Source organism: Desulfogranum marinum, assembly GCF_016918565.1.
GTDB classification, from domain to species: Bacteria; Desulfobacterota; Desulfobulbia; order Desulfobulbales; family Desulfobulbaceae; genus Desulfogranum; species Desulfogranum marinum.
Genome location: NZ_JAFFQD010000056.1, coordinates 1 through 24,683 on the forward strand (window position 1 = coordinate 1; position 24,683 = coordinate 24,683).

Consider the following 24,683-nt stretch of genomic DNA (forward strand, 5'->3'; position numbering starts at 1 on the left):
TTATACTATGCATGGCTGGTTCTCCTTTAATTGCAGCATCTGACTGCGTTGAGTTAGTTCTTGTCGAACATGCTATGTGTAGCATAAAACTCGGGAGGTGAACCAGCCTTCTCATTTTACCTTACCTGCTGCGTGTCCTGCGCCTCGATCTGCGAAAAACTTCACTGATGAGAAATCCGGGTTAGAGGACATTAGGCATGCTGCATTGGCACCCCATGGCCTGGGAAAAAATAAATCTGTCCCCTTTTTTCTTTCTTCTATTCTTAGGGATCCAGACAATTTGATATTTGCATTCCCACGCTGTGTGGGCTAACGTCTTTTTCACTGGTGCTTCTTCTCGGGTTGATCACAATATCGGCATTGTGATCATATACTCGAAAGGGGTATTTTTTAAATACTGAAGCATAGCTTTTGCTCTTCTCAAAAAGATACTTCCCCCAACAACAAAACAATCAGCGAACGTGCGAAGGAAGAAAGAATCTCTGGGGCGACCTTGTACAACTGAAGAAAAGCACCCCGTGCCGAAGGACGTCTAATGCCCGATAGTGACACTACGTCAACGGGCTGAAGCTCGCTGGTGAGCTAAACTTTAGCAGAGCCAATAAAAAGTGAGAATGCCATGAGCGAACGAAACCAATTTGCTATCGGTGGAGCAAAAGGAGTTCTGGTTAAGCAACTTTGTAAGATGAGCAACCGGCACGGTCTTATTGCCGGGGCAACGGGTACTGGCAAGACCGTTACCTTGCAGATTCTCGCGGAAGGTTTTTCCCGTTTAGGCGTCCCTGTTTTCACCGCTGACATCAAGGGCGATCTCTCCGGTCTAAGCATTGCCGGCTCTCCGCATCCTAATATTGATGAACGGTTGTTAAAAATCGATCTGGAAAGCTACCGACAGCGTCCGTATCCGGTTGTGTTTTGGGATATCTTTGGCGAACATGGTCATCCCATACGAACCACCATTTCGGAAATGGGGCCGTTACTCTTGTCGAATCTGCTTGATTTAAATGAAACGCAGTCCGGCATTTTGTACGGCTGCTTCAAAATAGCTGATGATCAAGGGCTGTTACTGCTGGATTTGAAAGACCTACGTTCCATGTTGACGTGGATGGGCGACAACGCCAAAGAACTTCGCAATGAGTACGGAAACATTTCCAGCGCCAGCATCGGTGCTATTCAACGCAAATTACTCGTTTTGGAAGAACAGGGCGCTGAACACTTTTTTGGTGAACCTGCCCTTAAACTATCCGACCTCATGCAAGTCGATTTTTCCGGCAACGGGGTGATCAGCATTTTTGATGCCACAAAGTTGATTGCGCAAGCACCAAGAGTCTATTCTTCTTTTCTGCTCTGGTTACTTTCGGAACTTTTTGAACAACTTCCGGAAGTTGGTGATCCTGACATACCAAAGCTTGTCTTTTTTTTCGACGAAGCTCACCTGTTATTTGACCAAACCCCCAAAATACTTATCGACAAGATAGAACAAGTAGTGCGATTAATTCGTTCAAAAGGCGTTGGTATCTATTTTATTACCCAAAGCCCGCAGGACATCCCCGAAGACATCCTTGGCCAACTGGGACTCAAAATCCAACATGCCCTTCGGGCTTTCACACCGAAGGACATAAAATTCATTAAAAGTGCGGCTCAATCTTTCCCTCCCAATCTGGACTTCGATACCGAGACCGCTATTACTGCCCTTGGTATCGGTGAGGCACTTGTTTCTGTGCTGGATGACAAAGGAAAACCTCTCCCTGTTCAACTTACCTTGATTCGCCCTCCCGAAACCCGTATCGGTCCTCTTGCTGAAGAAGAGCGTCAGCATCGAATAAAACGTTCACCATTACAGGGTCGCTACGAGCATATTGTCGACCGTGAGTCTGCATACGAAATACTAAAGGACCGAGCCAAAGAGATCCAGAATCAACAGGAAGAAGCAGAAAGGCTCAAAACAAGCGAAAAGACAAAACCCACAAGCGGCAGGACAAGACAGAGCGCGGGCGAAGCTTTTATTAAAAGTGCAGCAAGAGCTATCGGCAGTCAGATTGGCCGACAGATCATTCGTGGCATATTGGGATCTTTCTTTGGTGGCCGCCGAAAATAAGAGGGTGATGTGAAGAGGTCACGAACATTGGCCTTATTCACTTTGGCCTGATCATAAAGAAAAAAAAAGAAAAAAGGGGACAGATTCATTTCTTTGTTTTCTTCTGTTGCTGCATATCTATTTGGATAGCAGATAAACTACGCCCATTCAAAGGTTTTTTTTTATGTGCTGACCCCAAGGGGACTCGAACCCTTGTTACCGGTGTGAGAGGCCTCACCGGATACCACATTATCTATCATTTGGTGGAGTAAAGTGACCAGAGCAGCATTAGAGGACATTAGGCATGCTGCATTGGCACCCCATGGCCTGTAAAAGGCCCGTATCAATTCTCAACCTCTGGGTGAGTCAAGCATGTTGAGGCAGCATGTTATATTGTGGTAAGCTATCAGCCAGCTGGGAGCCATGGATTCACAGCAAGAAGGTAATGTATAATGTATTGCAATGGGATAAGAAACAAGAGGATTGAGTTGGCAATGTAAACGTTGCTGATCTCTCTGCGATTGCCACTCGTTTCTTTACCGTTACGGATGTAGATGCATATTTCTGGTTAAGCACATCCGCCTCATTTGGTCAGGAACAACCAGGGTATTACTATGCGTGGCATGTTATGTTCGGTTATGTGTTAGGCGGCTATGGCGAAGATATATACGGAGCAGGAAGGGCAGATAAAGACGAGGAGGGTATGTATAATTACGTTCGTTTAGTTAGTGATTGTGGTCTGCTCTGGAATATGCAATTGGGCAACATATATAAGGCTGAAGGTATTTTTGCGTTAGCATCAAGCCTTGCACTACTTCTGCCATACAGAGCGTGAACGTGTTTACCCGCAATAACTAGGTTTTCAACCAGTTTTACAATTTCACTGATACGTTATCGGTAAGGGAAGTATGATGCGAGCAATGAGTCCCTTGCCGTCATCGGCATTCATTAAAGAAATCTCACCATCGTGCTGCTGCACTACCTGGTTCGAAATAGCTAAGCCAATCCCTACTCCACTGTCGTTTTGTAAACGCTCTCGTGCGACAGATACCCGGTAAAACGGCTCAAAAACAAGTAAGAGGTCTTCTTCAGGTATGCCGGGACCAAAGTCACGAACAAGTATTACAGCTTTCTGTAAACCATTTTCCTCGGATTTCTGTAGACAAAGGCTCACTTCAACACTGGTTCCTTGAGCAGTATAATACACCCCATTACGGAGTATATTTTCAACAGCTTGCCTTATCATCTCTCGTGAGCCGTAGAAATTAATTTCCGGCAAATGGCCTGCTATTGTCACCTGTTTACCCGTACCTTCAACTTCAAAAGATACGTCGTCCACAACCTCTTTAACGAGAACAGCTAGGTCAAAATAGGTTTTTTCGATATTTTCCAGGCCCTGTTTCGAGGATGGCAAGCTCAGTAGTCGGCCTATAAGCTCATTCAGGCGGCTTACCTCTTTTTCAACCTTGTCCAGCATCAAACTATTATTCTCTGCCCCTTTTTGTCGTGCAAGTTCAAGCGCTAAACTAATTCGAGCCAGGGGAGATCTAAGTTCATGGGAGATGTCGACGAGTAATCTTTTCTGATACTCTACCAGTTTTTCCAACCTGTTAGCCATGTGGTTAAAGTCACGTGCAAGGTCTGCCAGTTCACCCTGATTTTGTCCTTTAACCGTTGCAACTCGGGCAGAGAGGTCACCAGAGGCAATCTGTCTGCTTGTAGTACGCAATTTTTGAATCGGCAGACTGAAAGAGTGCGCCAACCAGTAGCAAACAAAGCCGATGATGAGCAAAAAAACTGATGTGTATATGAGGATATCAAGGCCGGGAAAAGGGTGAAACGGCAATTTCTTGTCCCTGGGCGGTCCCTTTTGCCAAGGAGCGGGAGGGGGCGGGATACGATGAATTCCCGCAATCAGATATGGGTTGCCGTCATGGGAGACGAGTGGGCTGGCTACAAACAGGAGCCGGTTCATTTCTGTAAGCTGCAATTTTCCCAGTTCAAGAGAAGAGTTGATGACGTGATTCAGATCGGTCGGCAACACCTTTCCTTCCGGATAACTCTTACCATCCACCAGCAGGAATAACTCCGTCATCATAGACGTGTTTATTCCATGTAAATACCTGGCAAACTCTTCGCTGTCTTTATTTTCGTAAATCCCATAGGCAGCTTTCCCAACTGATGTAATGGCTCTGGCCATATCGGCATTACGTTGCTCATGGAAACTCTCTCTGGCCCCTTGAATAGAACGGTGGGAAAAAGAAAAGAGTATCAGGCCGGTAACCAGACCAGCGACCAACACTGTTAATGCAAAGCTGATAAACAATTTTGCAAAAATGGTTTTCCCTATCATCTCTCCATCCGTTCCAAACGGCTAGCCCAAATTTCTCATGAACTTTTTATTTTAAAACTCAATTAATTGATATCATTAGCTAATATGCAATCTGCACTGTTAACGGTGTGTTTTTTGTTTTCAATCAAAAAGTTCCCCCTTTGGGTCAATAGATTTTTCCGCAGGATCTACGTTACAAGCCACTTGCGGTAGTTTACTATCGGAGTCTGCGCTTACCTGCTGCGCAGCTTGTGCCTTGCCCTGCGAAAAACTTTATTGATGAGAAATTCGGGCTAGGTCGTAGTATATTGATACCCAACTCCGCGTACATTTTTAATTCGCTCAATACCATTCACCTGATGACCTAGTTTTTTTCGTAAACTGCTAATGTGCACATCAATACTGCGGTCAAATTCTTCAAGCTTGCGCCCGAGAACACTTATCGCCAGCTGGTCGCGTTGCACCACTTTCCCAATGTTGTTGAGCAATTCTTGCAGCATGGAGAACTCTACAGAGGTCAATGAGATAATTTTGCCATTTTGGGTAACTGTTCTCGTACCCGCATCCAGAGTAACATCGCCATAGCTCAGGTGGACGGGGAGGTTCTGTTGTTCAGGCTGTGCAGCATACCTGTTATTTCGTCTGGCTATAGCACGGATTCTTGCGACCAATTCACGTGGATTGAATGGCTTGGCCATGTAATCATCAGCTCCCATTTCCAGTCCCACTATGCGGTCCACATCTTCACCTTTGGCAGTGAGCATGATGACTGGTATCTGTGAAGAACGCCTGATTGATCGTAACACCTCAAAACCATTGAGACCCGGGAGCATAACGTCGAGGATGACAAGAGAAAAATCATTGGTGAGGGCTTCTTCAAGACCTGTAAGGCCATCATTGACAAAATGGCAGGCAATATCTTCCTGTTCCAGATAATCAACTAATAGTTCACAGAGTTCATGGTCATCATCAACGATGAGAACCCTTTCTTTGGGTAAATATTCCGACATAGCTGAAAATAGAAAATGTAACGCTCAGTAAAAAAAAAGTAAGGGGTAACACCATGAACAGCCAAACGTGCTGATGTGTACTCAGCTCAATTGCCTTGTAATGTAAAAGTTCCATAGGAGGAGTACAACAGGTTAACGTCCTGCTTTACAAACCTTTACAAAACATTACTCCAGGTTAACACAGTTTTTGGGGTTCTTCGTCGATAATGATAACAGGAAAGAGTTATCGGTACGACTGTTGTACAGGAAGTACTTTTATATTATCGGATGCCGTAAGGAGGCTAATAAATGATCAATAGCATCGGTGGAAACCAAGGTATGCTCAATACCATGATGAATCAGAGCGTACAAAGACACCCAAGCCCGGAAGAAAAGTTTAATGAAATTGACACGGACAGCAGTGGTGGGGTCAGTGCAACAGAGTTAGCAACGCTCACAGAAGAAATTTCATCACGTTCCGGTCAAACCATTACTACAGAGGATGCTTTTTCAACCTTTGATAGTGATAACGATGGTGCTCTTAGCCAGAGTGAAATGGATAGTATGATGACGGCAGTGATGGAACAATTTGGTCCACCAAGTCAGTCTGGTGGTACAGATCCATCTTTTCAGCAAGCTCTCTCCAGCTATTCAGAAAATATGGGTTCTTCTGAGCTAAGTAGTATGATCGGTCAGATAGGAGCAATGCCCGCACCACCACCACCGCCTAATGCGGCTGAACAATTCAGCGAAGTCGATGACAACGATGATGGTGCAATCAGTTTGGAGGAATTGAGTGCCCTGACTGACGAAATGTCGACGGTAAGTGGGACGTCGATTAATGCAGAAGAATCATTGGCTGCCTCCGACGCAGACGAAGATGGTGTCCTCAAAGAAGAGGAAATGCAATCACTTATGTCAGAATTACATGAAAAGCTCGGCCCTCCGCCTCAGAATGGCAACATGAGTACAATGGGTGATATTTTTAGCTCTTATCTTGAGGATGCGGATAGTGATACCCTGTCAAGCCTGGTTGAAATTCTTGGCAATCACATAGCATCAAATGCAGCAAACTACTCTACAGGGGTAGATGTTCAGGCATAAAGCCTATAGTGCTTTTTGAAAAGTGGCTATTTCTTCCAATTTCGGAGTCAGGGCTTACCTGAGTTTGAACGAATAGCTACTTTTCCAAAGTACACTGTGATCAGGTCCTATAAGGGCTACTGCATAGTAAACCTCTTGATATCGCACCACCAAAACTGTAGCCGTAAAATGGATCAGGCTCGGTTATTTTGATCGTCCCCATTCATTGCGTTTTGAGTGGCTCCTGTAGTCTTTCAGCGTATGTGATAGCTCCTGTACCTATGTTACCTGAGGTGGAATACCAATTTTTTCCTCCCCGAATTCTGGTCGTTAATAATTGTAGAGTGTGAAGTGGTGCATCTACATCCGGCAATATCGAGAACAGGGACTTTTCCTGTGGAGCCTGCAGATCGAATTTCCAGGCAAATGGCCAATCCCATTTCTGATGCGATTGACCATGCATTGATGGGATTTCATTAAATCTGAGGTCAACAACTCTGATTAAATTGTCTCCTTCGTCAACGGCGAACCACCATCCTTGCGAAAACCACTCTACAACCGTAAAAGTTCTTGAGTCAGTTATTTTTTTTATTAAATCGGCTTGGCGTGGGATGTGGTAAAATTGAATAGTTGGAGTTGGTTTGTCAAAGATGGACCAGTAAGCAAGGAGAAAACCGTCCTTTGTCTCTGCGACATGCCGCCAGAGAAAGGTGGTGAAAGGGCCTGCAGTGGTTCGCTGCCTGGTAATATCGACGTTTTCTTTTGCGAGTGCTGAGCGAAAGGTATGATCCGCAATGGCCTGAATGGAAAACGACCACATCATATAGCAGGCGGCCAAGGTTAAACCAGCCACGTTGGCTTTTACCCCAAGGGAGGATTTTGCAACTGCAGCTATAGCACATCCCAGGAGGAGAGGGAGAGTGAACAGCGGATCGAGGATGAAAAAATTGCCAAGAGCAAAGCCCGTACGGGAAAGTGGCGCAAGTAGTTGCGTACCATAGACGGTAAAGTAGTCAATGAGAATATGTGTTGCGTAAATCAGCAATGTGCCGAGAACTGCCGATGGTAAGGACAATCGCTCCCTGTGGAAATATTTGCAGAGCAGCCAGCCCGTCAACATGGAGCCAAGAAGAACAAACCAGATTGAGTGGGATTCTCCCCGGTGCCAGTAAAGCCTTTGAACGTCATCGAGGAGGGGGTAAAGGATGATATCCAGATCCGGGATTGTGCCGCCGACTGCACCAAGGTACAATGCCTTGTTGCCTAATTTTTTATTCCAGAAGAGGTGGCCAACAGCTGCACCAAGTGCTGCCTGGGTAAGTGAGTCCATGGTAAATTACTCAAGTTAAATTGTTCTTCCAATGATTGAAATATAAGTAATAAAAAGAGGATGGCTGTATATATATCTGATTTTTTGCCAGGATTTGGCCTGACGCAAAAGGTGTGCTGGATCGGTAACGGGCGACCTTGCCATGAAGGTGCAGTCGGAATAGATAACAAAAACTGCAGGTTACTTTTGATTGGGCTCACCTTATTCTCATTTTCGTCAAGCATTACCCACATTTTGCTGTCTGTTTCCATATTTCCTGCACTTTTCATATTTACAACCTCTGTCAGTAATCTACAGAAATTCAAACCAAGGTAGCAATACCTGCGTATCTATTGGTTGCTGAGCCAATGTTCGTTGCCCCTATCGCTGTGTTTCTGACAACATGTCTTTGTTCGATAATTTTTGCGGTGCTGGCGGCACAACCGCATTCCTTCAAAAGAAAGAGCACTGTGGAAGATTTCAGGAACAACAAAGCCAATATCCTGGTCTTTGAACATTTTGCTTCACTGACTAGAAACGAGCATTCAAAACTTATGAGCGATATATTGCAGAAAAACGAACGTATTTACAAAAATATGACATGGCAAATTTATCTGCTCGGAATAGTTGCAAATCGTAAATTTCGTTTATTGAAAATATCCTACACTGCTTTTTTGGTTGGTTTAACTTTAAGCACTTTAATGTTACTGATAGTCATTGTGGTCTACCACACAATCGGCCTAACCGAGATAATAAGTTTCGTGCAATCCAGAGTCATACCGTTCGATCCGTTACGGTAGGAGTTTATTTATGTATAGAGCCTTTTTGTTGTTCTTATACAAAGCATTATGCCCCCGAAAAGCCTGGATTCCCCTTGTTGGTTCATTAGCTGTCGGCTTTTCGGTCCTTAGCTGCACAGCTGCAGAAATTCCATTTTCCAGTAAGTTCAGTAAATTTGGACTGATCTACGAACCATCAGGGGTTCAGCAACTGGCTGACGGTCGTTTTATTGTTGTCGAAGACGAGTCACACCAACCGCTTGGTCTGCTCTCTCTCAAGTCTGATGGCCGGGTCGCAGAGCAGATCCTGCACAGTGGAAACCTGGCCGGTCTGTTATCACCCAATCGGGATCTCGGTATAATGGAAGACCTGGAGGCGGTCGCGGTCGATGGTCAAAACCGTATCTATGTCATCACCTCTCACTCGCGCAAGAAAAACGGTAAACGAACAGATAAACGTGAGCAGCTTATACGTTTTGTCCTGGACGGTGACAAGGTTACTGGTATTAAGATTTCAAAGGATCTGCGCAGCCAAATTGCAGAGAAACATGGGGTCCTTAAACACGCTTTCAATATACACGACGTAAAAGATGACGGAGGGTTTAATATAGAGGGTCTGAGTTTTGACCGGACCAAGCAGAAGCTGCTCATTGGACTGCGCAGTCCTTTGGCTGACGGCAATGCCATTGTAGTGGTATTGGAGAATCCTTTGGCAGTATTTGATCATAATGAGGTGCCTCGAATTGCAGACACGCTTATTGAGTTAGATCTGGGAGAAGGAGGGATTCGCTCTATGTGCTATGACCAGCATTTGGGTGGTTATCTCATCCTCAGTAGAAAAAAAGGGAAGAAATTTAAGCTCTGGTTATGGAGCGGAGACACAAATGATTCGCCACAACGGTTGCGTGTACCAGACGTAAAAAATTTGCGCCAGGCCGAGGGCGTTACGCCGGTAAGGTTGCAGGACGGTCAAACAGGAATTTTGATCGTTAGTGATGATGGAGATGGAAAGAAAGGTAAACCCGGCCATTACCTGTTTCTGCGTTACGATCAATTGTCCGGCAAATGACCCGTTGAAGTCCGGCCGTAGACGCCTATTTTTCAATAGGCGTCTAGATAATCGGTTTTAGTCGTTTAGGTAGAACGTCTTGCGACTATTCATTCAAATATTCCTTCACAGCAGTTGCCCGGTCACTGGCATGTTCCTTTAGCGCATCAATCGCCTGGTAAAATTCGTCTGGAGCACGCAGGAAGGAATATCCCTCTCTTTCTGTTGTCGCATAAGGCTCTATCAAGAACGCATAGGTGTCGTAGAGGGGTCTGCATGGTAGATCTTGTCCTGTTGGAGTATTGTCATAACGGCGAAAGTGGCAACGTACAGTGGGGGGAAGTGCGTTATTCAGCTTTATGATTAGCCTGGTACGCGGCACCTCACCTATTAAATTGCAAAATTCACACTTTTGATTTTTTCCACCAGATACTTCTCGAAACATTTTTCTGTAAAGGGTGGAATTTTATCCTGTAAATACGCAAGAGATATTGGGTTGATGATATCCGGCGTGGAGGTTTGTATGCGAACAATTTCTGCACTACGAAGCTCATCTTGCACGAGGTGAGAGGAAACTATTCCCATGCCTACATGATGCTTGATCGCAGCTATAACCGTTTGGTGACTGTCAAAGCACGTCGCGAAGAGCTACATTGGGTTTTGAGAAATGGTGTTTAAACCACTGTTTAATAGTCTGCAGATCCTTTCTATAGCTGATGAAATTTTGTTGTGACAATGATGTGAAGGAAAGGTCATTGTTTATGTGTTTTTGATAATATTTTTTAGAACACGCAAGGATTATTTCTTCCTCAACAACTGGATAAAAATGGTACATACCCAGATTTCCAATATGTGTGTTTTGGGTGAGAAACACATCCACTAATGCAAAATCAACCCGCCCCTTTCTCAGTAGAGGCAATAAGGTTTCAGGCCCTCCAAAGGTGAGGGTGAAGGTTACAGCTTCATATTGCTCTCTAAAATCCGCCACAATTTTACAAATTATTCCAGCGGTTGAACCATTTCTTCGCGTATTAGGCACATGCTACATCCTGTGGCTAGCTTTAGGCGTGGCCCGTGCGAGTTATATTTTAACTTGGAAGAAAAGGCACCCCTGCTCTTTATGCATGGATTTTTGCTGCAGGCATTTAACCCCAAAGCAATAATTTGGGTCTTTGTCATAGTTGCGGGAGATAGAGAGGGGGGGCTGAAATGATTGTCATATCAGATAACTGCTTAAATTATTTGATAGACAAAGGGCTTCAGTTATGTTCAGTCACCGCTCGTTACGCTCTTTATATGATTTTTCAGGTTGGGGCGTCCAGCAAATTCAGGTGACTCCAACTATCTTGATGCAATAAGTGGTGCTGACTAAAGCGAGAGGGATAAAGTTGTGAGGGGGGCTTCTAGGCGGTGGTAACCATGTGATGCAGAGGTGTAAGGAGATAGTTTCTCTGCATCACATGGCCATGCAAACAGTCAAGTCAACAGGCATGCATCTTTTTCGCTGTTTGTAAAAATCAATGGCATTAATCATAAAAGAAAAAGAGAGGGGGTGGTAGCAGGCTTGCCAGGATGCGTCTAAGTAGCTTGATAAGACAGGCCTACTCCTTCTTTCAACTAATACTGATCAAAACGTCAGGGTGTTAGTGACTTCAACCATTGTTTTGCACGAATCATCGTCTGTAGGGGAGTAAGGAACAAAAACAAACCCACAGCAAATGACTACAAAAACAGTAAAGATTCTTTTGCCATTCTATCATTTTCCGCTCGCCACCAAAGCTATTGGTATAGAAGAAGAAAAGAAGGCCTGTAAATACGTCGCGGAATATAAACAGACCTTCTCAAGGCACACCATTTATTTTAATACGCATACAATCTCATGGTGTAGATGACTGCATAATCCTAATTACATCACATAGACTACAAGGCGGTCAGACCACAAGTCTACAGCAGGAGTAAGCTTCATCAGTTTAACATGGAAATGAAATAACCCTTTTCGTAGCACTTATCGGTCACTATAAGTGCCACGAAATATCAATTGCAAATGATCAGTAACCGGTATCCACCAGAAGCATAAATTACTAAATGTCACACATACAAAGCAAAGAGGTTCTTTCTTAAAACGGTTACGTCACTTTTCGCTTTCGATGCAGGGCTACATTGTTTCAATGTTGAACAAACTAAATGAAGCAATCACCGTGCCAATAAATAAGCTATTCTTCACTGGACATAAAAGGTCTATTACCACCAAATATTAATTTTTTTGGGACATAATGAATAACGGATAAATACTACAAAAGTATTACTTACAAAAACAAGACACATACACCTGCAAGACACCATAGTCAATTATATTTATATATAACAGGTGCTTACAGGGGGCCATTCTGGTTCCGATGTTATTCAGATGCTCTTGATACCGGGTAACCGGCAATACTAACGATATGAAAAGTAAGTGCTATGAGCGTGTATCGCCTTTAGAATCCTTTTTTCAATATTTTACTGAAAGCATTGTATCTAGTCTGGAAAACCAGACAGTCCGGTTTAGTGGACACGTTAACACCTGCTTCGCCATCGGTTCACGATACACCTTCAACGCGCTATTCTACCCACCTTTTAAAGCAAACCGATGGTGATAATGCCATATGTAAGCACAACATATGCTGTCCAGAAACAAGGACTGTCACATTGAAGAAAATCTCCTCTACCTAATGCCACCATTTTTCTCGATGCGAGGGTGCCAGTATGATTGCTTTCTAAATAAACAAGGGAACTATTCAGCAACACCCCATTGGGGGATGGCTGGATCGTTTTGCATAGCAAAGTATCGAAGTTCAGATCTCCTGATCTCACGAGATTATTCTACGATACCATTTTGTAGACCAGCTTTAAATCAGTGCCCGGAAATTTGGTACACGTAGCGTTCAGCTCCTGACACAAGTTAGCGATCGTGTCCGCACTGCAACGGTTAGCTGGTTGATGCAGCCGGACTACCAATTCTTGTTTTTCACCATCAGGTAGAATATCAGCATCTGTATTATACAGGCTCCGAAGGAGGCTCCTTGCATCATCTTGGCGGGGCATTGTTTTGCGGATAATATTTGCCATGGCTGTCTCTGCCCGATATGCGATCATTTTGATGGTGTCGAGGAAATACTTAGTCTTCATTCCAAGCTTTCTGAATTGATCCTCCTCGGGTAGATCAGAAAATTTGACATGAGATGATAGGGCTTACGGCAGGCCTTCAAATTATCCAGGGGCTGCTCCATGACCTCAATTTCTTCCTGCATGGTCTGTTTTTTCATCTCATAAGCAACAACCTTATCCGGCTCAATATCATCGCAGAGGATGATTGAGTTACATTCACACCGCTTGCGAGCAAGCTTGGCTGCAAGTTTTCTCACGTCTCCGTCAGCCTCTCTATACAACGGGTTGACCACCTGCGTGGTTTCAGGAATAGATTCAGTTGAATAGTCAACAAGCCTATCTAAACTATAATGTTCCCGCATATATTTAAAAAAGTTTTCTTGAGACCACCTGGCAAACATAGCTGCGGCCACACTTGTCAATTCCCTTGCGTACTCTGTGGAGATAATGGACGTTTGGTGCCCTCCTTTTCTCAACTTACGTATTTCATGAACCCACAGTTTTCAACCAAGAAAAGTGCCACGTTCAGCCAATTGCATATCGACGACATGACCGGAAACCAAGCGGACCTGTTGTTGATGGAACTCCGATAATTGCTGGCAGCCATAAAACTGACAAAGATTTGGGCTTTGTGGATTGCACCGGTTTCATGGTTGATCAAATCAACGGTTTGACCAGCATAGTCAACAAACAGTTTTTCGCCTGCCCGATGTTCATGCCGTATGACGACATCCAGATGAGCTGCCCAATCGCGGTAACTATTGCAAAACCAGCTATATTGGTAGCCATCTGGATTCTGTTCCTTGTATTCCTGCCATAACAAATTCAGGGTCACGGGTTTACGGGATTTCAGTTTTTTGTGGACTTCGTGAAAGTCTGGAATGAAGCGGGAATGTGTCGTGCGAGGTGCTGATGAAGGGAAAAGCTGGTTTTCTAGAGCGGTATCACTCAATTTATCAGGAAGGGGACAGTCTAACCCTGCTGCCTTTGCACGGTTTAAGTAATCACCGACTGTCGCCCTGCCTATACCGTAACTTTGACTGATTTCACGATTACTACAATTATAACCGTATTTGAGACGCAATATTTCTCTTATCTTTCGCAGAGATAATCTCTTTTTGGGCATGAAAATCTCCTTGAAGTAGTCGTTCAAAAAGATTTCCTCTACCATCTGGTTCTATGCGTCGCTACCCTCCGAAAACGATGGCCGGAATCGAATGGAATCCCTGGCCGGAATCAATTGGAATGGGTGGCCGGATTGCCCAGGAATACTCACTGACAAGATTTTCAGTAAAGATTGTTGAATTTGGTGCCAATGTATCGATAATCATCCAGCTCGCATATCAATCAGGACATCTCATTAGACTAATGAAAAAGTCCATAGATATTGTAAAATTATCGTGTCCTCAGGTTGAAGGTGTATTTTAAGCCATGGGGAAACGGGAACTCGTAGTAGATTTTAACCGTGGCTTTATATGGGCCAACCTTGAATGTGATGAGAAATGCTGGCTGGGCAGAATGGAAAGAACCGTTATTGACTGTTGGAAAGAAGGCAACCGATGCCGGATGGCAGCCACATATAACAAGGCAGGAGTAAGATGAAGCGGATAACCGTCAGGTCTGGTCGGAACGAAGACACAGTATTATCCGAAAAACTAATCTGGCGGGAATTGTTCTTGTTGCCAACGGGTTGCTTTCATAGAGTGATAATGATTGTCTCGATTTGGTACAGTCATGCTGGCTAAAAAATTTCAACTCTGTTTCTTCCGGAGTTTTTAGCATGATACATTGCTTTGTCGGCTTTTTTGATTAGTTCTTCTTCAGTTTCAGACTCTCGGGAAGAGAGTTCAGCTACACCAAGGCTGACAGTAATCTTGAAATCACTTTCATCTGTATGAAATGGTGCAGTCTGCACGCTATGCCTTATCCGTTCGGCGGTAGCGGCTGCGATTTCAATTGATGTTCCTGGCAGAATGATGACAAACTCTTCCCCTCCGAAACGAGCGACCAGGTCTTCTGCCCTTCTGGCCTGGGAACCCAGAATGTGGGCAATGTGTTGGAGGCATTTATCTCCAATGTGATGCCCGAAGGTATCATTGATCATTTTAAAGTGGTCAATATCAGCAAGTATAATTGACAGGGGCTGACAATATCGTTTTGCACGTTTACACTCCTGTTGTAAAACAGCATTAAAATGCCGGCGATTGGCAAGTTGGGTCAGGTCATCTGTTAAGCTTAAGGTGTCAAGCTCTTTATTCGCGCTCTCGAGTGCTTGCAAGGTCCTTCGCAGCTCAACTGTTCGTTGATTAACCCTTATTTCAAGTTCTGTTTTCGCCTGACGTTCCATAGCCAATACTTTTTCCTGGGCTTCTTCTTTCTCCTGCCGTGTGCGATTTATCCGTTCAGCGAGAGTAAGGGACAATAATATAACCTCAGCAACTAAACCAACGTTCTGGCTGTTTTGTGCCATTGGTGAAAAAGGAATGATTCCTGTCAATCCCATCATCAACAGAATTGTTGACAGGAGGAGTAAGGTCCAGGCGATGGTAATATATTTCGCTGTAATACTTCCCTGGTACCAGCAAAAAAATAAAGTAACAAGCAGGGCGACACAGGTTGTAGTCGCTCCAAAATCTTCAGTAGTAACAAGCCATTGATAATTTGGTCCAAGGTACAGGGCAAACATGATGCCCCAATAAATGGCAACCAGATTGGTAACATGCAACGGCCAGCCGCCATAGAAGGGGAGGGAAAGAATTCGGCGAATGAACAGAGACGCAGTCAGAAAGGAAAAAGAAGAAAAAACTCCGTAGCCATGGGCTAGAAGCCAACTGTTTTTCGGCCAGAGATATGTTTGTCCCAGACCTGTCATGCCAAGAGTGTAGAGTATGATGGAAATGACATAGACGACATAATAGGCATAGCTGTCATCTTTCGTAAAAAAGTATAAGGAAATATTGTAGCAGCCCATCGCAAGAAGGGCACCGAAAAACAACCCCAGAAGGATGTGCCGAACAAGCGTTTTTTGCTCAAAGGTGCTTTTGCGGACAATCTTCAGCGGCACAAGCATCTTCACACTGGCATGGAGCTTAAGGTACATTATTCGGTCCATTGCTGGTGATGCTGACAGAGCGAAGGCAAAGGGAAGATGCGCTGCAAGAGGATTATGTGCTGCCTGAGTCATCGAGGACTTCGGAAATATCAGCTGACCATCTATTGTATCGAAGAGATAAAGCTCTATTTCCTTGAAATAAGGCCAGGTGACTTGCAAAATCCAGTCTGGTGGGACATTTGCATGTGATGTGAGTCTTAATCGAACCCATATTCTGGTATGAGTATTACCAAGATAGAGAGGCGTTATGTCTGGATTCTGCCACAGACCCTCTCTTTTTTCCTTTAGAATATCGTCAATATCAGTGTGATCATCATCAGCAATAAGATACTGCACTTCTTTTCCAGGGACTATGGAGTTACTCTCAGCTCTTAGGTGTATCGGAGAAAATGGTGCTGCCAATGTTATTGTTACGTTTGTCAAGACAATGCAGAGCAAGAGACTTGTCCAGACCGTTGTTATTTGTATAGACGTTACCATTTTTGGGGATTCCTGTTATCGAAACTTGAAGACGGAAAGCGCTGTTGCTGATGAATACAACAATTATTATACAGTTTGTGCTGAAAAGAGAAATACACTAGGAGCGTATTCTTTTTTTGAGAAAGAGGTGCAGCTCTATTTTCTGCTGTGCCAAAGCGATAGTGAGCAGCCCATCACTGTGCTCTTATGGGTAAGAAGGCTGAAACAAGATGGAATAGATGTTGTTGAAATAGTATTTTAGCGTATTTGACTGTGATACTACCATTTTTGTAAGGTAAAAGGACGGTGTGAAAGAGTTAATTTCCTGAAAATTTGTTTTTTAGCTTGATAGAAAAGACCTCTTTCCTTCCGACCCGCTTCAATTTATCCTTCCTCTTCAAGTGTTCTAAGTAATTTTGCTCACCCCGAATGCTCGACAGATCTCGACCTGGGACGCACTGCCATTGACGTACAGTTGACTGGTAAACATACGAAAGGTTTTCATGTCGTCAACATCATGAGAAAACACCGGCAAAGACCCGTAAATGTAGGTGATGGTATTATCCTGTTTCACAAAAGCGATGTTTTGATTAATCGATGTAGATCCTTCGGGGAAAATGGGTAACTGCAGCTGCGCCATGGTGATGGTATGGTGGATAGTTTTATCTGAACTCCTTTATCCAAAGCGGTATCTTATCTAAATCTTAGCTTGGCGGCAACCAGATCATCGATACCATGCAAATAAAAATAGCATTTAGCACCTATTCTCAATCTTTTAAGAGTGGTTTATTGCTTTGGTTTTAACTGTCGAGATCAGGAGGTCTGAAGTTGGGGTTTACCTGCCAAATCGATCCACTTATGCCCATATGGAGCACTGGTCACCAGTTACAGGTTTCAGAAACGGACAATTTTGTGATTTTGGCCGAATAGGTATCAAATAGGGATAAATAAAAATAAGTTTAGAAAGCTTCAAATATCTTTATTTATAGTCAAGCGGGACCACATATTTAGCAATAGAAGATGCAACGTGAGGGAGGGGTGTTGGAATAGTGAATAATAACTATTCCAACACAGATACATTACAAATGTTAGTAAATGCTCAGGGTGAATGGGGTAAAGCAAGCTCAGCCCGAATTTTGCAAGAACTTTTTGGTTTTTAGTTCAACTGTTTGATACTATTTATTATTACTTAAAGAGTAAATTTATAATTAATTACAAATTACCAGTCTGTTTTTCGTTTTCAATCAAAAAATTCCCTCTTCGGGTCAATAGATTTTTCCGCAGGATCTACGTTACAAACCACTTGCGGTTGTTTACTATCGGAATCTTCGCTACCTGCTGTACGGCTTGTGCCTTGCCCTGCGAAAAACTTTATTGATGAGAAATCCGGGGTTATCATGCTTGATTACAAAATTGCTTAATCTTTTGAGCTAGTTCTTTACCGGCCTCTTCCATAGCACACAAATCTGAATCGGTTGGACACCCTTGGAATTCAATGCTATCCATAATATCCCAACCAGCCTTTTCTGTTTTCTTTCTAAAATCTTTTTCTGCTCCACCTACCCAGCCATATGAGCCAACCCGTAACACCTTTCTGTTTTTTATTTTTTTGACCATCAAGTCTTCAATCACCTGGGCCATTGGTGGAAACATTTTGTACTCATAAGTAGGCATCGCAAAAACCAACCCCGCTGATTTCCACGCCGCAGCTAACATATGACCCAGATCATCCTGGGGAGCACGGAAAACAGTAATGTCTACCCCTTCTGACCGTATCCCTTTAATAAGAGATGCTATGGATTTTCCTGTATTACCGTACATTGAAGCCCATACCAGGCAAACTTCTGGCTCTGCGGGCCCCTTGGCGTATGAAGCGTACCGTTTATAATGATTAATAATCACAGCCGGATCTTTTCGCCAAACTATGCCATGGGATGGAGCAATAACATTAATTTCCAAACTATCGAGCTTGTTTATAGCCTTCTCAACAAAAGGAGAGAATGTTGCAACAATATTTGCGTAGTAGCGCAAGGCCTCCTGTTCAAAAAAAGCTGCTCTTTCTTCAGAAAGCTGATCATCAAATACCTGGTCCTTCACGGCACCATACGAGCCGAAAGCATCACACGGAAATAATATTTTTGCTCTATCGAGATAAGTAGCCATGGTTTCTGGCCAATGGACATTGGGAATAAGGTGAAAATGTAAAACCATTCCATGCCCTAAGTCTAAACTGTCACCATCTTCTACAGTATCTACTCTATCCATAGGAACGGAGCTGAATTGTTCCAATAAGGGGGCAGCCTTTTTTGAACAGACAAATCGACAAGTACTATTTCTTTTTGCCAGGTCACGTAGCAGCCCTGAATGATCCGGCTCCATATGATTGATTATGACAAAATCAAGGGCTTCCAGCCCTGCACCCGCTTGCTCTAACTGAAGTTCAAAAGATTGCGTTAAATCATAAATGTCCTGTGTTAAATCGATGATAGCTGTTTTCTCACCCTTAACAAGATAGCTATTGATACTCACGCCATTAGGAACTGGCCATAGCCCTTCAAACAGATAGCCTGGTTCTTCTATGTTAACCTTAAGCTGAAAGACATTTTCACTCATTTTAATACAGTTCACTTCTCACTCCTGATTAATTTACCGTTTAATTACTTATAGATTAGTTTGGTTCCTTTTTTAAAGAATATATGAGAGGCGAAAGGTACTTTAATGATTATTGCTGTGCAACTACCCACGGGGTTGACAACCCTTTGATTTATTATACCTAAAACCTGTAATGTAACTGCTTACAGGTGTCTCATATTTGGACAGTTGTTATTTATCGCAGGTAACCGAACACTCCGTTAGCCTATCTATGCGGGAAGTGGTCATCATCCGAAGAGGTAAGCGACCAACGGGAGACTCGGTGGGAGCCTGTGAGGAGTTACATTCCTGTTTAATTATGTGACAAAAGCATAATGCTTGTCAGGCTATTTCTTTAGATCTCAAATGATTGCGCAGTTGCCTTAAAGCCTTTTTTTCCAACTGATAAATACTACCCCTGCTAACACCATATAGCTTACTAATCTCGACCATTGACTGGGGCTGACCACCATAAGGCTTTAGGCCGTACCGTCGCTTGACTATATCTGCACTTTTTTCTGGCAACACAGAGTTGACTATCCTCATCAAAATTCCTGCCAGCTGTTTCTGCTCCGCCGAATCAGCAGGATCTGCAGAGGAGAGGTAAGGTTGGATGAGAATATCTTCTTCGCTACTTAAAGCAACAGTAGCATTTGCAAGGGTACCTACTGCCTGCTGCTCCTCTTCTTTATTTCCCTTCCTTGATGCCTTTGATAATCTTTCAAGCAGACTTGCGGGAACCTTTATCAAGCGACCGCTCAAAGCCTGTAATTGAACCTCTCTCTGTATCCACTTAGAGGCATATGTAGAAAAACGAACCCCAATGGAAGGATGATAGCGATAGGCGGCTCGGGCAACCCCAAAACTAGCAATTTGGCAAGCATCCCTATGATTGATCGATTGTTGATATGTCTTTTGAAGTTGGGAGGTAATTTTTGCAACCAACCGCGTAGTCAACAAGATATATATATTTCGGGCTGTATTCAGCCGTTGCACAACGCCCCTGAGTTGAGCAAATGCTTTAGAATCAATTAGTTCCGGGTTCGCTTTATACAATATACGTTCCCACACTCGTGCAATTATCAGGTGCTGAAAGGTTTTTTCCAGTGGGACAGAAACGCTGTCTGCAGGCTGACTAAAAAGATTCAGTCCAACCTGCCTTTCCTTCTCAGCGATATCAAATGAAGTCCCAAAGAAAATTTTTCTTTCTTTAGATATATATATATTCTGAATGATGGTTAGAGCTGCCTGGCGAAAAACTACATTTTTTGCAACCAGCTGGGTGAATCTATGCCTTGTCAGTAAAACTTCCGTGGCAAGCTCGCCTTCATCCTCTTTTGTAAGGTAGAGGTGTTTAGCGCTTATGTCTTCTGAAGTTAATGCTCGGTCTGCTTCAATACATTTATTTTGAAGTTCTGCACTCAAGCCAAGTTCGCAAACTTGTTGAAGGAAGGTATTTTCAGAACACTCTGTTACAAGGATATCAACGATGTTCTGTTTGGTAGCGATTTGCATTGTGTTTTATATACCCGTCAGGGATTATCAATTTTCAATCACTGCTGAGATTTGCTACTTAGGCAACAAGATAATGTCTAAACTATATTATCTTGTTGCTTTTTATGGCTCTTACACCTTGAATCTGCCAACAAGTTCCTGCAATTTTTCTGAAATAGCTGCAAGTTCTTCTGACTTAAGGTTTACCTCGCTAATTGAGCCTGAAACTTCTTGTACAGCCTGATTAACCTCAGCAATATCAGTGGAAATCGATCCGACCAAAACAGAGCTGTCGCTCACGCTCTGATTTACGTCCTGAATTCCCTGGGAGGTCTGTGTAATATTTTCCGCTATCTCCTGAGTTACTTGTGCCTGGCTACTGACTTCTTCGGTAATGGAGGAAACAATACCGCTGACATCCTGAATGATTTCTAAAATTTGCCCAACCTCGGTAACTGTTGCTCCAGTGGCCCCCTGGATATTATCGATCTGATCCTTTACTACCTGGGTTGCTTCAGCAGTCTGCTTTGCCAGATCTTTAATCTCTGTAGCAACCACCGCAAAGCCTTTGCCAGATTCTCCAGCTCTGGCCGCTTCGATGGTCGCATTTAAAGCAAGGAGATTAATTTGCTCTGAGATGTCTGATATCACTTCAGTTACTTTGCTAGCCTCTTGTGTACCTGTTCCAAGTGCGCTTAGCTTCTCTGAGACTTCCCCTGCCTTGTCAACTGCTGATTGAGAAATTTTTTGTGACTCATCAGACTTACGAGCAATCTCATTTATGGTTGCAGTCATCTCCTCTGTTGCAGCAGCAACAATATTTACATTAGTAGCTGCTTCTTCACTAGAGGAGGCAACGCTGCTCATATTGCTATCAACTTCTGCTGCACCTGCTGCTACAGTTTTTGACCTCTCAGTCATCGACTGGGCCCCGGAAGTCATCTGTGTCGCAATTGCAGAAAGCGATGTCGATGAGGTGTTTAACAAATCAGCATCAGATACTATTTGACTAATCAGCTCCTGAAGTTTGTCCATAAAAAGATTAAACCAGGCGGCCATCTCTCCCATTTCATCTTTAGCCTTTATTTCCAAACGTTTGGTAAGGTCACCTTCACCTTCTGCAATATCTTTAAGCATATCAACAGTGTTGCGAATAGGCCGAACTATGCCACCAGCTGCGTACCAGAGTAGAAAAATAGAAACTGCGGCGATAGCAAGTCCCACAGTAATCTGCATAGTGGTGCTAGTCCTGGCTTCGGCAGTAAGATCATTATCTAGTGCAATCGCATCAGCTAAAACGGTATCTTGGGAAATAGTGATCATGATGGACCACGGTTTACCTGTTCTTCCAAGCTCAATAGGTGCAAACACCTGAAACATCTTATTGTCATGATTGAGCTCAGCTGTACTTTGTCCCTGCTGAATATCTTTTAAATATTTTTCCCATTTATCAGTAATGATATTCTTGAAATGCTTACCAATTAACTCCGGACGTTCACTGTCAGCAACAATCAGCCCCATGTTGCTGACAATGGTAACCTCCCCTTTTCCTTCAAACAGTAACTTGTCAACATCTTCTGACATTCTTTGTACAAAGTTCAGGTTGTAGTCCGTTCCAGCGACACCGTAGAACGTACCATTAACAAGAATTGGAACCGAAAGGGTGGTTAGCCACACTTGCTCGCCCTGAACAATATAGGGAAAAGGATCGAGCACGCTTTCCTTGTAGTTCTGGCTTGGTCCAATATACCAACCGCCTTTAAGGACTCCATTTGGATGCCTGTCCATGGTGTCATACTCAACAAGAGGCTGAACAGCAATATTGCCATGCTGGTCACGGTTCCAGTACGGGGTAAAACGTCCTGTTACCTTATTATTGCCGTTTTTACCGGTTTTGAACATGTTGTCCTGTCCATCGAGAGCATTTGGTTCCCAGCAGGAGTAAGTGCCATTGAAGTTTGGATTATTTTTCAACACCTTTAGCAAAATAGCGTTGATCTGATCTCTCCCCAACTCCAGATCTCCGTTATCTGGAGATTTAGACACCATGAAAGTATCAGCCATGGTACGGGCGGCATTTAAGGCGACTTGAAATTCAGCCTGAATCTTGCCGGCATAGTTGCCCGCCAAATTTTTCAAGCCATCTAGAGACCGAGACTCAATAAGCGACGAGACACGACTGTTAACCAGTTTTTGACTTGTTCTTCCTGAATACAGGCTGTAACCAACTAGAATAGCAGAAGAGATTACAAGACAGGCTCCTGCAATACCTGCAATTTTGTTTCTGACAGATTTGATGTTCATTGATACGTATCCTCTAATTTAAAGGTTTGTCGGGCGGTGAAAAAATGTATTTGTATGTTAACAGGAACTGCCAATTAAAAGTGCAGTACCCTCATGTCGCTACCCTCGGTGATCAGTTAAGGTACTTTCAATGTTTCCCTTCCAAATAATTAAATGACATCGCTTCAAACATGACTTAAATAGGTGCCCCTCTAAATAAGAAAATAGGTTCTTCCGACTCAAGCGTACTTTTGACATGAAGCCTCAATTTTTCGAGGTTCTAAGGAAAAAGCATTTTGCAAATTGCCTCTCCTTTTGAAGTAGATTACTTTTTTTTGCCTTTTCTTCTCCCTTCCCTTTTTCAAAGGGGGGAAGGAGAAGACTGCAAATAATTGAACCGATTAAATCTGTAAAGAACAGCTAACACTTTCTTTGTCTCGACCTTATGCAAGTGGTACTGGGCGATGCAGATAAGTACGCTTCATCCGGAAGAACCAGAAAAAAAATTCAGTGTAGGTTGTTTACTTATTAACCAAGCAAGTGGCATGCCATTTTTGACTGGCGAGGGCTAGGGTTAGAAAAAGATATGATATCAGTATGATATGCACGTGGAAAGGATGTGGGCTGAGAGATGTTTGCCACCTTTTTTAAAACTTGCCTCACAAATACAGGAGCTTTATTTACACCAATCATAAAAAATACCATGTAAGATCGGTTGATTAACAAGAAGATCCATCGAAAAATAAAATTGTGCAGAATAATCCAGAAAGACAGACAGTCTGTTTTTTCAGAATAGTTGATACAGTGTGGTCTGCACCGATATGGAAAATTTAAGCCTGAAAAGTGAGCAGGGATTTCTATAGATAGGGGCAAAAAAAGAGGCTGTTGTTTGAGGTATTTGCCCCATTGAACAGTGAAAAAACTAGCAGAGAAGTACGCAAAGGATTGATTTGGAGGGGATGTGCAAATGTTACAAGCGATTGCCTGCAACTGGAGAATCAGGGCTTCCTTCAATTTGATTCACTGAGAAAACTCGATCTCTACCGCTATTTTTACTTATGTAAAGAGCTTCATCGGCAAGGCTCAGCAATAGAGCAGGGCTTTCAGCATTACTTGGGACTACACTTGCAACACCGATACTCATCGATAAGCGATCTTTTACTGTTGAATTGCTGTGTGGAATATTTCTTTTCACTAGGCTTTTTCTGATCTTCTCAGCTACCAATGTCGCACGTTCTAAGTCAGTTTGGGGTAGAATTACAGCAAATTCTTCTCCGCCATACCTTGCAGCAATCTCAGCTGCTCTCCGAACGTTCCTTAAGATGACAGCTGCAACTTGAGCTATAGCATAATCGCCAGCTTGGTGACCATAGGTATCATTGTACTGCTTAAAAAAGTCTATGTCGCACAACAGAAGTGCAAGAGGTTGTTCTATACGCTGGAGTCTTTGCCACTCTTTGTCTAAACACTTATTAAAATATCTTCTATTATATAATTCGGTTAGCTCATCAATATAGGAAAGTCTGGCCAATTCCCTGTTAGCCAACTCAAACTCCTGTGTTTTTTCTTTTACCCTTCGATTAAGTTCCTCATTTACCCGCTTTTGGTTTCTCAATATTCTCGCCTGACGAAAATGAACATATACAAGCAACGTGAGAACAGAAACAATTATTCCTGACAGTCTAGAAACTGCTTTATGATTGCGTTCAATCCATGAAGGGGGACTGTTAATTATGGGTTTCTCGAATAATTACTACAGCAAAACAAGCGCAAATAGTGTTTTAACTGTCTGAAATATTGATATTATGTTATACTTTTCCATCATCTTCTAAGCCGTTTTTTACTTGATGGAGCCGATATGTTTCAGCCAGGATTCTTCGACCTTGATAATCGGATGCGTAAAATCGACAGCAACGGTGACCCTCTTACCAAAATTAATC

At 43.3% G+C, this 24,683-nt stretch carries 23 protein-coding genes; 7 read left to right on the top strand and 16 right to left on the bottom strand.

Annotation, left to right across the window (positions count from 1 at the left end; genetic code table 11):
• The first annotated feature begins 619 nt into the window (after nt 1-619).
• Nucleotides 620-2,098: a helicase HerA-like domain-containing protein gene (locus tag JWH17_RS20720; RefSeq protein WP_205224604.1), complete on the top strand. Its 1,479-nt coding sequence runs from the start codon at nt 620-622 to the stop codon at nt 2,096-2,098.
• An 859-nt stretch (nt 2,099-2,957) separates the two neighbouring features.
• Here the strand turns inward: JWH17_RS20720 and JWH17_RS20725 are convergent.
• Nucleotides 2,958-4,430: an ATP-binding protein gene (locus tag JWH17_RS20725; protein WP_205224605.1), complete on the bottom strand. Its 1,473-nt coding sequence runs from the start codon at nt 4,428-4,430 to the stop codon at nt 2,958-2,960.
• A 272-nt stretch (nt 4,431-4,702) separates the two neighbouring features.
• The gene (locus tag JWH17_RS20730) at nt 4,703-5,419 is read right to left on the bottom strand and encodes a response regulator transcription factor (RefSeq protein ID WP_205224606.1); all 717 of its coding nucleotides are present in this window, start codon (nt 5,417-5,419) and stop codon (nt 4,703-4,705) included.
• A 288-nt stretch (nt 5,420-5,707) separates the two neighbouring features.
• Between JWH17_RS20730 and JWH17_RS20735 the strand changes: the two genes are divergently transcribed.
• Nucleotides 5,708-6,502, top strand: a complete 795-nt coding sequence (locus tag JWH17_RS20735; RefSeq protein ID WP_205224607.1) for an EF-hand domain-containing protein — start codon at nt 5,708-5,710, stop codon at nt 6,500-6,502.
• A gap of 202 nt (nt 6,503-6,704) precedes the next feature.
• Here JWH17_RS20735 and JWH17_RS20740 read toward each other — a convergent pair whose 3' ends face one another.
• On the bottom strand, nt 6,705-7,811 hold the full coding sequence (locus JWH17_RS20740) for a metal-dependent hydrolase (protein WP_205224608.1): 1,107 nt from the start codon (nt 7,809-7,811) through the stop codon (nt 6,705-6,707).
• Entirely contained in the window at nt 7,745-8,080 is a 336-nt protein-coding gene (locus tag JWH17_RS20745; protein WP_205224609.1) for a hypothetical protein, read from the bottom strand. The genes JWH17_RS20740 and JWH17_RS20745 overlap by 67 nt, the downstream gene beginning before the upstream one ends.
• Before the next feature lie 78 nt (nt 8,081-8,158).
• On the opposite strand from JWH17_RS20745, the gene JWH17_RS24735 reads away from it, so the two are divergent.
• Entirely contained in the window at nt 8,159-8,590 is a 432-nt protein-coding gene (locus JWH17_RS24735) for a Pycsar system effector family protein (protein ID WP_369125074.1), read from the top strand.
• Between the two features lie 10 nt (nt 8,591-8,600).
• A complete protein-coding gene (locus JWH17_RS20750; protein WP_205224610.1) occupies nt 8,601-9,638 on the top strand; it encodes a DUF3616 domain-containing protein in 1,038 nt (345 codons plus the stop codon).
• An 85-nt stretch (nt 9,639-9,723) separates the two neighbouring features.
• On the opposite strand, the gene JWH17_RS20755 is transcribed toward JWH17_RS20750, so the two are convergent.
• The 6 genes from JWH17_RS20755 to JWH17_RS20775 all read right to left on the bottom strand — a co-directional run bounded on the left by JWH17_RS20755 (nt 9,724) and on the right by JWH17_RS20775 (nt 13,890).
• Nucleotides 9,724-9,999: a hypothetical protein gene (locus JWH17_RS20755; RefSeq protein ID WP_205224611.1), complete on the bottom strand. Its 276-nt coding sequence runs from the start codon at nt 9,997-9,999 to the stop codon at nt 9,724-9,726.
• Nucleotides 10,000-10,007: 8 nt separating this feature from the next.
• Nucleotides 10,008-10,202 (bottom strand): hypothetical protein, encoded by a 195-nt coding sequence (locus tag JWH17_RS24740; RefSeq protein ID WP_369125075.1) that lies wholly within the window; start codon nt 10,200-10,202, stop codon nt 10,008-10,010.
• Between the two features lie 43 nt (nt 10,203-10,245).
• Nucleotides 10,246-10,656, bottom strand: a complete 411-nt coding sequence (locus tag JWH17_RS20760; protein ID WP_205224612.1) for a LysR family transcriptional regulator substrate-binding protein — start codon at nt 10,654-10,656, stop codon at nt 10,246-10,248.
• A gap of 1,823 nt (nt 10,657-12,479) precedes the next feature.
• Nucleotides 12,480-12,785, bottom strand: coding sequence for a putative transposase (locus JWH17_RS20765; protein ID WP_205224613.1), 306 nt, complete (start codon nt 12,783-12,785; stop codon nt 12,480-12,482).
• The gene (locus JWH17_RS20770; RefSeq protein ID WP_332468462.1) at nt 12,782-13,240 is read right to left on the bottom strand and encodes a putative transposase; all 459 of its coding nucleotides are present in this window, start codon (nt 13,238-13,240) and stop codon (nt 12,782-12,784) included. The genes JWH17_RS20765 and JWH17_RS20770 overlap by 4 nt, the downstream gene beginning before the upstream one ends.
• On the bottom strand, nt 13,237-13,890 hold the full coding sequence (locus tag JWH17_RS20775) for a hypothetical protein (RefSeq protein ID WP_205224615.1): 654 nt from the start codon (nt 13,888-13,890) through the stop codon (nt 13,237-13,239). The genes JWH17_RS20770 and JWH17_RS20775 overlap by 4 nt, the downstream gene beginning before the upstream one ends.
• Nucleotides 13,891-13,943: 53 nt before the next feature.
• On the opposite strand from JWH17_RS20775, the gene JWH17_RS20780 reads away from it, so the two are divergent.
• Complete coding sequence (locus JWH17_RS20780; protein ID WP_205224616.1) at nt 13,944-14,192, top strand: hypothetical protein; 249 nt, start codon at nt 13,944-13,946, stop codon at nt 14,190-14,192.
• Nucleotides 14,193-14,195: 3 nt separating this feature from the next.
• On the top strand, nt 14,196-14,366 hold the full coding sequence (locus JWH17_RS20785) for a hypothetical protein (RefSeq protein WP_205224617.1): 171 nt from the start codon (nt 14,196-14,198) through the stop codon (nt 14,364-14,366).
• A gap of 139 nt (nt 14,367-14,505) precedes the next feature.
• On the opposite strand, the gene JWH17_RS20790 is transcribed toward JWH17_RS20785, so the two are convergent.
• Nucleotides 14,506-16,212 (bottom strand): sensor domain-containing diguanylate cyclase, encoded by a 1,707-nt coding sequence (locus JWH17_RS20790; protein WP_205224618.1) that lies wholly within the window; start codon nt 16,210-16,212, stop codon nt 14,506-14,508.
• Nucleotides 16,213-16,228: 16 nt separating this feature from the next.
• Here JWH17_RS20790 and JWH17_RS20795 point away from each other — a divergent pair, with 16 nt between their 5' ends.
• Nucleotides 16,229-16,597: a hypothetical protein gene (locus tag JWH17_RS20795; protein WP_205224619.1), complete on the top strand. Its 369-nt coding sequence runs from the start codon at nt 16,229-16,231 to the stop codon at nt 16,595-16,597.
• A gap of 144 nt (nt 16,598-16,741) precedes the next feature.
• Here JWH17_RS20795 and JWH17_RS20800 read toward each other — a convergent pair whose 3' ends face one another.
• The 5 genes from JWH17_RS20800 to JWH17_RS20820 form a co-directional block, all read right to left on the bottom strand.
• Entirely contained in the window at nt 16,742-16,975 is a 234-nt protein-coding gene (locus JWH17_RS20800) for a hypothetical protein (protein ID WP_205224620.1), read from the bottom strand.
• A gap of 755 nt (nt 16,976-17,730) precedes the next feature.
• Nucleotides 17,731-18,963 (bottom strand): FprA family A-type flavoprotein, encoded by a 1,233-nt coding sequence (locus JWH17_RS20805; RefSeq protein ID WP_205224621.1) that lies wholly within the window; start codon nt 18,961-18,963, stop codon nt 17,731-17,733.
• Nucleotides 18,964-19,308: 345 nt separating this feature from the next.
• Complete coding sequence (locus JWH17_RS20810) at nt 19,309-20,481, bottom strand: sigma-70 family RNA polymerase sigma factor (RefSeq protein ID WP_205224622.1); 1,173 nt, start codon at nt 20,479-20,481, stop codon at nt 19,309-19,311.
• Between the two features lie 111 nt (nt 20,482-20,592).
• On the bottom strand, nt 20,593-22,764 hold the full coding sequence (locus JWH17_RS20815) for a methyl-accepting chemotaxis protein (RefSeq protein WP_205224623.1): 2,172 nt from the start codon (nt 22,762-22,764) through the stop codon (nt 20,593-20,595).
• Nucleotides 22,765-23,713: 949 nt separating this feature from the next.
• A complete protein-coding gene (locus JWH17_RS20820) occupies nt 23,714-24,358 on the bottom strand; it encodes a GGDEF domain-containing protein (protein WP_205224624.1) in 645 nt (214 codons plus the stop codon).
• Nucleotides 24,359-24,683 lie beyond the last annotated feature (325 nt).